Below are 12,846 nucleotides of genomic sequence, written 5' to 3' on the forward strand. Positions count from 1 at the left end.
ATAAGTTTTCCGTAATTATAATTGCATATTTACAAAATATACCTATCTTTGCCAACAAAACTAATACCAAACAAATCATGAGTTACTTAATAAAACCAACCAACTATAAAGCCCTGCTCGACATGAAACAGACTGAGCTTGGCATTAAACAGATAAAGGAGTTCTTCCAGCAAAACCTATCATCTGAACTAAGACTCCGCCGCGTAACAGCCCCATTGTTCGTTCTTAAAGGTATGGGTATAAACGACGACCTCAACGGAGTAGAGCGTGCCGTGTCATTCCCTATCAAGGACTTGGGGGACCAACAGGCTGAAGTGGTACACTCTCTTGCTAAATGGAAAAGAGTGACACTTGCCGACTATAACATCGATCCGGGATATGGTATTTATACAGATATGAACGCAATACGCGCGGATGAGGAACTTGGAAACCTGCATTCGCTTTACGTCGACCAGTGGGACTGGGAAAGAACAATCACAGCAGAACAGAGAAATATAGATTTTCTGAAAAGCATCGTTACAAGAATATACTCGGCTATGCGACGTACAGAGTATATGGTATGCGAAATGTATCCGCAGATAAAATCATTCTTGGCTCACGACATACACTTCATACATTCCGAAGAACTCTTGCAGATGTATCCTGACAAGACTCCTAAAGAAAGGGAAGACCTTATCACAAAGAAATACGGTGCCGTATTTATAATAGGTATAGGATGCAAGCTGAGCGACGGAAAGTCTCATGACCTTCGTGCTCCGGACTATGATGACTATTCTACTATTGATCCGGCTACCGGTCTGCCGGGACTGAACGGCGACCTCATGGTATGGAACGATGTTTTAGGACGTGCCATCGAACTTTCATCAATGGGTATCCGTGTGGACAAGGAAGCACTGTTGCGCCAGTTGGAACTTTCGGGCAAGGAAGACAGAAAGGAACTGTATTTCCACAAAAGACTGTTGAACGGCACTCTCCCACTGAGTATAGGTGGTGGTATAGGTCAGTCACGCCTCTGTATGCTATATCTGAAAAAAGCACACATTGGAGAAATTCAGGCAAGTATATGGCCTGAGAGCATGAGAAAGGAATGCGAAGAACATGGCATGACTCTTATCTAAGCAACTAAACGAGATACATATAAATATTACAGCGGAGTTTCCAAACCTCAAGAAGGCTTAAGAAACTCCGTTGTTTTTTTGTTTGTAAAATGCTAACTTTGCCGATATAAAATCACAACATCAAAACAGCAATGAACGTACAGATAGAAGAATCATGGAAGGAAGCATTGATGCCGGAATTCTCGAAAGACTACTTTATCAGACTGACAGACTTCGTAAGAAAGGAATATCACGAAACGACGGTTTATCCTCCGGGAAAACTGATTTTCAATGCATTCAACCTTTGTCCGTTTGACAAGGTGAAGGTAGTAATCATAGGACAGGACCCTTATCACGGTCCGGGTCAGGCACATGGATTGTGTTTCTCGGTAAACGACGGTATACAGCCTCCTCCTTCACTCGTAAACATATTCAAGGAGATAAACAGCGACTTGGGAAAACCTGTTCCACAAAGCGGAGACCTGACAAGATGGGCTGAACAGGGCGTGCTTCTTCTTAACGCCACACTTACAGTACGCGCTCATCAGGCCGGGTCGCACCAAAGAAGAGGTTGGGAAGAATTTACAGATGCCGTTATAAGGAAATTGGCTGAAGAGAAAAGTAACTTAGTGTTTATTCTGTGGGGCTCGTATGCACAGAAAAAAGGGGCATTCATTGACAGAAACAAGCACCTTGTACTCACATCAGTACATCCGTCACCCCTCTCGGCATACAACGGTTTCTTCGGGAATCACCACTTCAGCCTTGCCAATGACTATCTTGTGAAAAACGGAAAAACAGCCATCGACTGGTAGAAGTATCAATACCACGTAACAGAACTTCCGGTATTGCTTCGCTTGTCCCACTTGAGGGCATCCGTAAGCATACTGGAGTTTGCACGGATTGTAAAGTTATACGATGTATATGGCCCGAACACAAGTCCGCAACTCATATTGAAGCAGTGAAGGTCGCGGGTGATGTTCAGTGTAGTCATAGACAGTTCCTTGGTAGTAAAGTCATATCCTGTAGAATAGTTCATATTCCAGCGGCTACCAATCTTGAAGTTACCGGAGATATTCAATGAGTGTGTCAGAGAGAACGGATAGCGCATACGCTTGATATTGATATCCTTTGTCCTGTCTTCACGGATGCTATAGCTATAGCTCAAACTTACACTCCATGGGAACTTGAACGCCATATATCCGTCAGAGCTGATTGATGCAGCCTCTGTCTTTCTGATATTCGAGTTGTTCTGTTCCTGTTCTTCCGTAGTCTCTTCGGTATTTTCTTCATCCTTGTTTTCCTCACCGTCCTTCTTGTCATCTTTTTCTTCTTTCTTTCCGAAGAGTTTCTTGAACGTATCGTTATTCAGAGTATATGAGAACGAACCGCTATATCCCTGGAATCGTCCGAAACGTCCGTAAGACCATTCTGTACGGTCGCCTACTACAACATTTCCATTCTTGTCGAACTCATAAGCATATGTAGCGAACGATGCGTTCATATTGAATGTATAGTTCTTTGTCAGCTTCAAGCGAACGTTCATGCTCAGGTCGCTCCATTTCTTATTGGCAACGTCGTACGACATGGATGCTCCCAACTGGTCGATAAGACTGATTTTTCTGTAACCGGTCGTATCACGGTCAGACCTCATCTTCATTTCGATATTATTGTCGACAGAGAATGAGATATTCTGCGACATGGTCTTTCCAGGCACACCGTATGTCATACCCTCATAGAGAGAATATTCCACTGAACGCACCTCACCCTGCTCATCGGTATATGTATATGTGTCATAATATCCGAAACGTTTTGTTCCGAAATTAGGGGTATATGTATAGCTTACGGTTGGCGTGAAAACATGGCGCACCTGTATCTCCTTACTCTTCATAAAGAGAGGCTTGTACATACCGTACAGCTTGGTATTCATCTGTACAGACATATTATAATCATGCACATGGTTGAAACCGTTTATCGTGTCACGCCTTATATGGTCGGACGTGTTCAGTGTCGGGTCGTAGCTCCTCTTTATCTTGTTCAGATACCATCTCGCCGTGTAGTTGAACGAAGGCACAATGTTTATATACTTGAACAGGTTGAAAGTAGCCGATACCGGAATCTTATGCTGGAAACCGTTCTTCCACTGTGTGAGCGGAGTCTTGAACAGAAGATTATCCTTAGTACTTATACTATTTGTCATAGATCCTGTATATTGGAATGAGATTTTCTCATACCAACGTTCATCTCCGACAGCTTTCTTGCGTTTGAACGGATATATACGGTTCAAGGATATATTGATATCCGGCAATGTCATATTGATAGACGAGTTACGCGTGTTCTGCGTAATGTTGAACGAACCGGAAATGTTAAGTCCTATTTCAGGGAAACTGCGCGAGTAGCTTACACTCGAAGCCTTAGTGTTCTGCGCATACTGCTGCGGATTATACAGACTGCTCAGGCTGGAGCGGTCGTAACTACTTGTAGCAAAGTTCACACTTGCCGAGAACGAGCTGTTAGGGCTGGCCTTGGCATCCTGACGGTGGCTCCACTGTATGCGGAAGTCTTTCGACACCGAGTAGTCAGGCATGTTCTTCTCTCCGGTCTTTGTCACGATATAGCTGGCATTGAACGAACCGCTGTACTTATATCTCTTGTTATAGTTCGATGCTGCAGAAAGTCCCCACGAACCTTTCGTAAATATCTCACCAAGCACTTTCAGGTCCATCTTGTCGCTTATGGCAAAATAATATCCACCATCGCGGAGATAGAATCCTCGGTTCAACTCATCACCATAGCTCGGCATGATGAAACCGGACGAATAACTGCTGTTGAAAGGGAAAAATCCGAAAGGAACGGCAATAGGCAGCGGAACATCTTCCACCACAAGATGCGCCGGACCGAAGACTACATTCTTCTTTGGTCGTACCTTTGCCATGGACAGCTGAAGATAGAAGTGCGGATGCTCATGGTTGTCACAAGTGGTATATCGTCCGTGCTGCATATAAATCTCATCCTCAGCACCTTTCTTGGCATCACGGCTGGTAACGTATCCCTCACCCTGCTGAGTAACAATACTGTTGATGAAACCCTTCTTGGTCTTGAAGTTATATCGCATGATCTTCGATTCGTACGGTGTCTCGCCATCCTTGAAAACCGGCAAACCGGATTCTACACCTGCTGTATCTTTCACGCCTCTGGCATACACGGTGTTACTGTCCATATTCATTGTAATGACAGCTGATGTAAGCTCTATTTTCTGATAATTGACCTTTCCTGAACCGTAAAGATGCGCAAAACCTCCTTTTGTAAAGACGATTGAATCGCTCGCTTCATATATCACAGGTGCGTCGAGTGCATCCTTACTTTCTATCGAATCGGCAGACAGCGTATCTGAAAAAAGAGAATCCGTAGCCAATGAATCAACGGCCAATGAATCAGTTTTGATTTCGGACGATACATTTCTACCGCCACGCTTTCCCCTTACCCGCTGTGCATCAGCGTAAAAAGTGGAAACAAGACTGAGCAGAAACAATATTATAAATATGTATGTTGTTCTTTTAAACGATGTCATTATATACCTTTTTCGCAATAATCGGTACAAAAGTAAGCATAATAAGCCAAATATCAGTATATACTGATTTATTTTTAATGTGTTTTTTCAAAATGCCACTGATTTATCCATAATCGGCATTGCGAAAACATAATAACGACACCCCCCAAAAGTATTCCGACATATTTCTGAAAGCCGTCACACGTATGCAAACAGACCGAATTGATTATAACAGTCAATGTATTTTGTGCTTGCGCTTGTACAGAAAAAACCGTTACTTCAGGTCATAGTGACCAAAAGGAACGGTTTTTTAAATCATTTGAGTTTTAAGCCTGCTTAATTGTTGCTATATCCCGGATTCTGCTGTTTTGCAATAACAGGATTAGCCTGCAATTCAGCCAATGGAATAGGTAACAACCAGCGATGGTTTCCTTTTTCGAGTGTTTTACCGATGATAGGTTTTTCCATATCATTGCCAAAACGACGCATGTCGAAGAAACGATGGCCTTCGTAACATAACTCTCTTCTGCGCTCAAGAAGTATTTCGTATAGAATCTCATCCTGAGAATAATTTACGTTGCTCCAGTTTTCTATTCTTTCTGCACGGAATTCATTCAGCAAGTTGTTTGCTTCGGCAAGACCATTTTCTGTTCTGGCCTTTGCTTCTGTCATGATAAGTTTCATTTCGGAAGCGCGGAGCATCTTGCCATCTGCAAGACCGACCGCTGCAGTTCCTTTATATTTATTCACACGTCCTACTATCACACCTTCTCTATCCGGACCTTCACCTAAGAAAATATCCTTACGGATATCTGCTTCGTCATAAGCCGACTTTATTTCTTCCGAAGGCTGGAAGGAACTACTATTATCTCCACTCCAGAATATAGTACCGATGGTTTCTTCTCCTGCAAATCTCTTGAGTTTCCATATTATATCGGCATTGCTTTCATCGCTCCATATTTTCGCATACGAGTCCATGTCTGCCACAGGAACCACTGCAAGCACACTCTTTGCCATGTTATAAGCATTAGTATAATCGTGTCTGTAAAGATATATTCTTGCCAAAAGAGCATCTACGGCAGTTTGTGAAGCATAAGCCGGGTTTTCCGGTGTCTGGGCAGACAACAAAGGTCTGGCATCTTCCAAGTCTTCAATCATATAGTCGAAACATTCTTTCACTGTGTTTCTTCCCGGAGTTTGAAGCACTATAGGCTCTTTAGTGTACGGAATACCATAAGAACTCTCATCTTCTATATTCGAAAAGAACAACATCAACTGCAAGGCATTGTAAGCACGAAGGAATTTTGCCGTACCAATGCTGTTCTTTTTGCTTGCTTCTTCAGCATCGTCTCCCGGCACCACGCTGTCGGCACCTTTCAATATTCTGTTTATCTCGTTCATTACTTTATAGTAACTTGACCATATATTCGCATGATCGCCGATAGAAGTAGTATATGTCCACTGGTATGTGTCATCTCCGGCACCACCATTCTGTCCACCTTTTATCACATCGTCCGTTAATATATCGGCCACACTAATCATTGCCTTTACCGACATTCTGGAATAAGCACCGGTAACCGTCTGCTCTAACGCCTCGACAGAACTGAAAATCATGCTATCATCTATCTGATCTGTCGGATTCAAATCTGTATAATTACAAGAAGCTGCAAAGAAAGCCAAAGTTGCAGACATTATATATTTATGAAACTTTTTCATATCAATTTGTTGTTTTTTAATTATTAAGATTAGAAAGTAACATTAACACCACAAGTTACATTCAAAGGCACCGGATAAGACATGTAGTCTGTGCTTCCGCTTACTTCAGGATTCATACCTGAGTAATTTGTAACAGTAAACAGGTTTTCTCCCTGGCAGAACACGTTGAAAGAGCTGAACACCTTCATCTTGTCCAATACCTTGCGAGGAGCAGTCCAAGAAAAACGTAATGTTTTCAAACGCAAATATGAACCGTTTTCAAGGAACTGTGAAGACCATGGGCTAGGATTGTTCTTAGCATCAAAGCGTGGAATTTCAGTTACATCACCCGGTTTGCGCCACATTGTAAGCATATATGCAGGCTTGTTACCATTAAAGTTATGGTTATCAACATACCAACGTGTAGCGTTCATAATGTAATAATTCAAAGCGTATGTGAAGTTTGCCGACAAGCTGAAGCCCTTATAGCTCAAGCTGGTATCAAATCCACCAAACACAGGAACTTCCGATGATTTGAACTTATCCACTTTAGGAGCAGCATCAATGTTTTCTATATAGCCACCCTTTTGGTCGCTGAACCAAGCTTCACCTGTTTCAGGATTTACTCCGGCACGTTCAACCATATACCATGTACCTAGAGGTTTTCCTACTTCATAAAGCACATCTCCATTAACAAACATATTGTCCTCGTTTGCCCATACGCCAAGGTCTTTTACCTGGTTCTTGTTATATGTGATATTTGCACCTATTGTCCATTCAAAATCTTTAGTCTGAACAGGAGTTGCATTTACCGAAAGTTCCACACCTGTATTACGTATAGAACCTGCATTGGTCTGTATGCTTTCAAAACCTGAAGTCAAAGAAATCTGCTTGAACATCAAAAGGTCGCGAGTGTTTTTTAAATAAAAATCCGCTGCCAAATTCAAACGGTTATTGAACAATCTAAGGTCAGCGCCAAGGTCAAACTGTTCCGATGTTTCCCATTTGAGGTTGTTATTTCCAAGAATCGAATGTATATATCCTGGAGTACCATTATAAGAAGCCTTCGAATATCCATTTCTTGTACCAAAGTCGGATATACCATCCTGATTACCTGTAGTACCGTAGCTCACACGCAACTTCAACTGGCTTATTTTGTCAAACTTAGCCATGAACTCTTCGCGGCTAATATCCCATGCGGCACCTACCGACCAGAAAGCAGCCCCCTTGTTGCGACCCAGGAACTTTGAAGATTCGTCGTAACGAACACTTGCAGAGAAGTTATATCTGTCATTATAAGTATAGTTCCACTGTGTGAAGTAAGAAATCAGATTGCTGCGAGTTCTACTACCACCAATTTTAGGAGGGAACTTGGAAGAACCGTCCTTATCGCCTATTCCGGCAGGAGAATCGTTCATGAACGGGTCAAGGTCGTATCCAGTCTGATTGAAAGAAGAATATACACCATCATACATTTCGAAACCAACAACACCCGACAAGTAATGCAAATCCTTAAAAGTCTTATTGAAATTCAAAGTGTTTGTCCATGTATATCTGCGCATATCAGAAGTGGATTGAGACATATAGCCCTTATTTTCTTGTGCTTTTGGATGTTCGCGGTCAAGGGTAGAAGTTGTCTTGCGTCCGTAGTAATCCATACCGAAATTTGTTTTGAACTTCAACCAATCGGTAATCTTCACAGTCAAATATGCCGAACCTACCAAACGGAGCAAGTTCTTGTTTCGATCGTAATATTTAGTTATCAATGTAGGGTTATCTCCATTGTACCAATCTTCAGCGTTTTCGTAAGGATAAGCAAGCAATGCTGTAAAGAACGGGTTGCTCCATCCTACACGTCCTTCTCCCGAATCAGGATCCGAAAACTCAGAATCAGTATAACCGATATTTGCACTTACTCCCAAATCAACTCTTTTGTTCAATTTATGGTCGAGATTTACACGACCTGAGTATCTTGTAAGTCCTGACTTTTTAAGGATACCATTCTGGTTAAGATAAGAACCGGAAATGAAAAACTTCGTTTTTTCATTACCACCATTCAACGAAACCACATGTTCCATGGTAAATCCGTTTTGAGTCATCTCGTCCATCCAGTCTGTATTTGTTCCGCGTGCAGCTTCAAGTCTTGCAAGTTCATCAGGAGTAGCAGTGCCGTCGGCTTCATGCTTGAGGATTTGCATCAATGGGAAAGAAGTGGAATTAGGATTAGCTTCCACACAATATTTTTGATAAAGCATGTTTTCTTCTCCTGTCATCATGCGAGTCTTAGGGTCGCGCATCATCGAAGCTCCTAGTCTGAGGTTATAGCTTACGCTTGTCTTTCCTTCTTTACCCCTCTTGCTTGTAATAACGATAACACCATTAGAACCTCTGGAACCATATATTGCAGTAGCCGAAGCGTCCTTCAACACCTGAATATCCGCAATATCATTATTGTTCATTGAAGCAAACTGTGCCGGTTCTATCATTACACCGTCAAGAATGTAAAGCGGGGTATTAGAACCGTTTATAGACCCTGTACCACGAATACGTATCTTGACATCCGAGCTACCAGGTTGTCCGGAACCACTTGAAATCATCAAACCTGCTACCTTTCCTTGCAAACGGTCTTCGAGGTTGGCAGAAGTCTGCATGGCTATCTTGTCTCCTTTTACCATATCCACAGATCCGGTAATCTGTCCTCTTTTGACGGTATTGTAACCAACTACCACCACTTCTTCGATATTGAAACTTTCTTCCGACAATGTTACATTGATAGAAGTACGTCCTTGAACATCTACTTTTTGAGTACTGTAACCAATATAAGAAACTACTAGTTTGCTGTTCTTGTTTGGAACATCAATAGAGTAATTACCATCAATATCAGTGATTGTACCGGTAGTCGTACCTTCCACCATCACAGTAGCACCAATGATAGGCATCTGGTTCTTGTCCACCACAGAACCTTTTACTGTGATAGATTGCATTAATGTTTCAACACTGCTACTTGTTGTTCCAGCAGCGAAAGCAGCAGAGAACAATGGAGTGGCACATAAGCCACCGCACAACAATGCAGTTGTACACATTCTGTTCAAACCAAGGTTTTTGCCTTGTCCGTTTAAATGCTTTTTCTTCATGTTTTCCGTATTTTAAAGTTAATAATTTAATTAATTATTTGATATGTATTCTCTAGTTTTTCCTTTTTTCGACACAGAAGATGGACGCTCATTCATAGCTTTCGCCCTCTTGTAATTAGGTTTATTGCTCATTACATAATGAATCTTAGCACCATCCTTTATATCACTGTAATTAAGATAAGAATTAGGGTACTTCTTGCCGTTCAAGAACATTTCCTTTATATATACATTCTCGTCCGACCAGTTCTCTGTTGTCACCTCTATCTTCTTGCCATTGCTCATTGCCACCGTTATAGCCTCAACGCACGGAGAACCTATGTTGTACTGGTTGCTCGAAGGTGCAACAGGATAAAATCCAAGGCAGTTGAACATGTACCATGCCGACATCTGACCGCAATCATCGTTTCCGCTTAATGCGTCAGGAGTGTTTCCGTAGAACTTACGAACTACTTCTCTCACCCTTTCCTGACATTTCCAAGGTTTGCCCAGATAGTTGTAAAGATACGCCACATGGTGACAAGGCTCGTTTCCATGCCAGTAACCACCTATACGTCCTTGAATATCATGTGCACCCGGTATGTCATCTGGCAATTCCAACACAAACAACTCGTCAAGATGCTTCTCGAACAGTTTTTCACCACATTCGTTGATATACCCCTGCACATCGTGAGGAACAGTCCATGTATATTGCATTGTGAAGCCTTCTGTTATGTCACCCCATCCGTGTACAGAACCCGGTCCCTGATATGCCACGGGTGCGAATGGTGTACGCCATTCTCCTTTAGAGTCACGACCGCGCATATATTTGGTTTCAGGGTCAATCAATGTCTGATACCCCATGGCACGGTTCATGAAATATTCATAATCATCATGTTTGCCAAGAACTTTTGCAGCCTGTGCGATGCAATAATCATCGTAGGCATACTCCAAAGTTTTTGAAACAGACTCTGCTTCTTTGTCAAATGGAACATACCCATTTGCGGTATATTCGGGCAAGCGGTCATAGTTAGGATTCATTGCAGTTTGCTTCATAGCCTCGTATGCCTTTTCGTAATCAAATCCTTTTACCCCTTTCACAATCATATCCGCAAGTACAGAAACCGCATGATAACCTATCATGCACCATGTTTCATTTCCATAGAACGACCATATAGGAAGTATTTTTTCAACACTCTTATTATAGTGGACAAGCATGGAGTTTGCAATATTGGCATTCAGTTCCTGATTTACGAGATTCAGCCAAGGATGAAAAGCCCTGTATGTATCCCATAATGATAGAACCGTATAATTCGTAAACCCTTCTGCCTTGTCTATATTCTTGTCAAGTCCTCTGTAAGAGCCGTCGGCATCTTGGAATATGAAAGGATGCATTGCTGCATGATATGCCGAAGTATAGAATGTTTCCTTGGTTTTTCTGTCACCTTTTACAATATATTTGGAAAGTTCTTTCTCCCACAAGTTTTCTCCTTTACGGTGCAGTTCGTCAAAAGTAACGTTATCCAATTCGGCAAGATTCAATTTTGCTCCAGCAGTACTTACAGCCGATATGGCCGTCTTCACTATTACCTGTTCGTCCTTCTCCGTGTCGAAAGAAATACATGCCATAAGGTTCTTTCCCCATGCTTCGTATTCACTACGGAAACGCTTTGTATTGTATATCACAGGCTTGCCGTCCTGCATGATACGGAAGTTACTGAGTTTCTTCGAGAATACGGCTGTGAAATACACATGCCTTTCAGGTCCCCACCCCTTAACAAGCTTATACCCTGTTATTGTAGAGTCGTTTTCCAACCTTAGATTAGCCCATTCGCATGATTGCCACAATGTATGGTTCATATCAATCATGATAAATGAACTGTCCGATTTAGGATAAGTAAATCTGAACATACCGCTACGTACACCTGCCGTCATTTCTGCCTTTACTCCATAATCGAGCAAATCCACGGAATAGTAGTTTGGAGTTGCCGTCTCCTTGTCGTGAGAATATGAAGAACGATAACTTCCTTCCGGTTTTTCTCTTGTACCCGGATTCAAGTTCATATTGCCGGTGCCTGGAATAAACAAGAAATCGCCCAAATCAGGAATACCTGTTCCGCTCAAATGAGTCAGGCTGAAACCAAGAATGGTAGTATGATCGTATTTGTATCCGGCTGCCGCATCATAGAAGCGCGAATCTGTGTCAGGACTTATCTGAATACCTCCAAATGGTATCTGCGCTCCTGGATATACGTTTCCGTAACCTTCAGTCCCTACGAACGGGTTTACATAATCCACCAGTTTTTCCGAACCCGCACAGATATTCAAGGAAAATGCAGACAACGTACCTGCCAATAAATATTTCATCATGATTCAAATGTTTTTATCTGTTGTTACTCTTTGATGTCACCTACAACAACTTGGTATTCATGCCACAATCCGTCTATATTGGCATCATTTCCAAGAGCATATTTCACTCCACCGTCGAATGACCAAGGAATAACCTCGAGAGTGCTTCTGTTGAACTTGCGCAAGAAATCTTTATCTTTATTATCTCTCAACCAAACAAAGAAATATCCAGCTGTTCTATATCCATCCATATAGTTTCCGCCTTTTGGTCTCGCATCAGGAGTAAATCCCCCATTGGCTATACGGACAGCATCCGCCATACCTTCTATGAATGCCCAAAACACCCTGTTCGTTCCATAAGAGCCTACACCTTGAGGTTCAAGCTGATAGGCATGTGTCAATTCATGGAGAAGAACACCTCTTGTTTCGAAATACAATTTTGCAGTATCACCTTCGGCAAAAGATTTCTCTATATGCTGAGTACTGTAAAATATAGAAACCTTTCCGTTTCCACCGTCTTTTGCCGATATGCCTTTTACATCCCTTAAATAATAGAGAAGTGTATCAACCGGCACTATGCTGTCTTCGGGCGAGAAGTAAAGTGTTGACAATACGGTGCGGGCCTGTTCAGCAATATAGTCCTTAGGATTTGTGATGATTGAATTATAAATTTTGGAACCTTCCGTAGCGAGAGCCTCGTCATTAAAAAAGATATCGCCCACAAAATACTTGTCCCATGAGTTTGATGTTTTATCTACATCAACTGCTTCTGTAGTTGTTTTTGTGTTTCCAGTGCAAGCCATCATACCCGCCACTAAAAGATACAAAGGAATAAATTTAAGTTTCATATTATTTAGTTTTTAAGTTTTTAATCAGGCTTTTTCATGCCTGTTTTTTTTATGTTCAAAATGTTATTGTTATTTTTCTGCAGATAAAGAATAAGGTTTGTTGATGTTTCCAACCCCTCTTCTCTTGTTCGGTGTTGAATCCATGACGAACTCCCATTCGCCACCTGCCAATATGTCGGAATGAGTAACGTATGTCT

7 protein-coding genes are annotated in these 12,846 nt (G+C 41.9%); 2 read left to right on the forward strand and 5 right to left on the reverse strand.

Annotated features, from left to right (window positions below; translation table 11 throughout):
- The first annotated feature begins 77 nt into the window (after positions 1-77).
- On the forward strand, positions 78-1,118 hold the full coding sequence (gene asnA / locus QZ379_RS06465; RefSeq protein ID WP_291561945.1) for an aspartate--ammonia ligase: 1,041 nt from the start codon (positions 78-80) through the stop codon (positions 1,116-1,118).
- Between the two features lie 131 nt (positions 1,119-1,249).
- Complete coding sequence (gene ung / locus QZ379_RS06470; RefSeq protein ID WP_291561948.1) at positions 1,250-1,912, forward strand: uracil-DNA glycosylase; 663 nt, start codon at positions 1,250-1,252, stop codon at positions 1,910-1,912.
- Between the two features lie 5 nt (positions 1,913-1,917).
- Here ung and QZ379_RS06475 read toward each other — a convergent pair whose 3' ends face one another.
- The 5 genes from QZ379_RS06475 to QZ379_RS06495 form a co-directional block, all read right to left on the reverse strand.
- The gene (locus QZ379_RS06475; protein ID WP_291561951.1) at positions 1,918-4,668 is read right to left on the reverse strand and encodes a putative LPS assembly protein LptD; all 2,751 of its coding nucleotides are present in this window, start codon (positions 4,666-4,668) and stop codon (positions 1,918-1,920) included.
- Between the two features lie 315 nt (positions 4,669-4,983).
- Positions 4,984-6,363 carry a RagB/SusD family nutrient uptake outer membrane protein gene (locus QZ379_RS06480; RefSeq protein ID WP_291561953.1) on the reverse strand — a complete coding sequence of 460 codons (1,380 nt, stop codon included), beginning with the start codon at positions 6,361-6,363 and terminating at the stop codon, positions 4,984-4,986.
- A 29-nt stretch (positions 6,364-6,392) separates the two neighbouring features.
- A complete protein-coding gene (locus QZ379_RS06485) occupies positions 6,393-9,476 on the reverse strand; it encodes a TonB-dependent receptor (RefSeq protein ID WP_291561957.1) in 3,084 nt (1,027 codons plus the stop codon).
- A 30-nt stretch (positions 9,477-9,506) separates the two neighbouring features.
- Positions 9,507-11,822, reverse strand: coding sequence for a GH92 family glycosyl hydrolase (locus QZ379_RS06490; RefSeq protein ID WP_291561960.1), 2,316 nt, complete (start codon positions 11,820-11,822; stop codon positions 9,507-9,509).
- Positions 11,823-11,845: 23 nt separating this feature from the next.
- A complete protein-coding gene (locus QZ379_RS06495; protein WP_291561963.1) occupies positions 11,846-12,649 on the reverse strand; it encodes a basic secretory protein-like protein in 804 nt (267 codons plus the stop codon).
- Positions 12,650-12,846: the final 197 nt, after the last annotated feature.

The sequence above is a fragment of the Bacteroides sp. genome (assembly GCF_019417265.1).
Lineage (GTDB): Bacteria > Bacteroidota > Bacteroidia > Bacteroidales > Bacteroidaceae > Phocaeicola.

Excerpts from the sequence above, each read along its gene's own strand:
- asnA (WP_291561945.1), top strand. The coding sequence starts at position 78 with ATGAGTTACTTAATAAAACCAACCAACTATAAAGCCCTGCTCGACATG.
- ung (WP_291561948.1), top strand. The coding sequence starts at position 1,250 with ATGAACGTACAGATAGAAGAATCATGGAAGGAAGCATTGATGCCGGAA.
- QZ379_RS06475 (WP_291561951.1), bottom strand. The coding sequence starts at position 4,668 with ATGACATCGTTTAAAAGAACAACATACATATTTATAATATTGTTTCTG.
- QZ379_RS06480 (WP_291561953.1), bottom strand. The coding sequence starts at position 6,363 with ATGAAAAAGTTTCATAAATATATAATGTCTGCAACTTTGGCTTTCTTT.
- QZ379_RS06485 (WP_291561957.1), bottom strand. The coding sequence starts at position 9,476 with ATGAAGAAAAAGCATTTAAACGGACAAGGCAAAAACCTTGGTTTGAAC.
- QZ379_RS06490 (WP_291561960.1), bottom strand. The coding sequence starts at position 11,822 with ATGATGAAATATTTATTGGCAGGTACGTTGTCTGCATTTTCCTTGAAT.
- QZ379_RS06495 (WP_291561963.1), bottom strand. The coding sequence starts at position 12,649 with ATGAAACTTAAATTTATTCCTTTGTATCTTTTAGTGGCGGGTATGATG.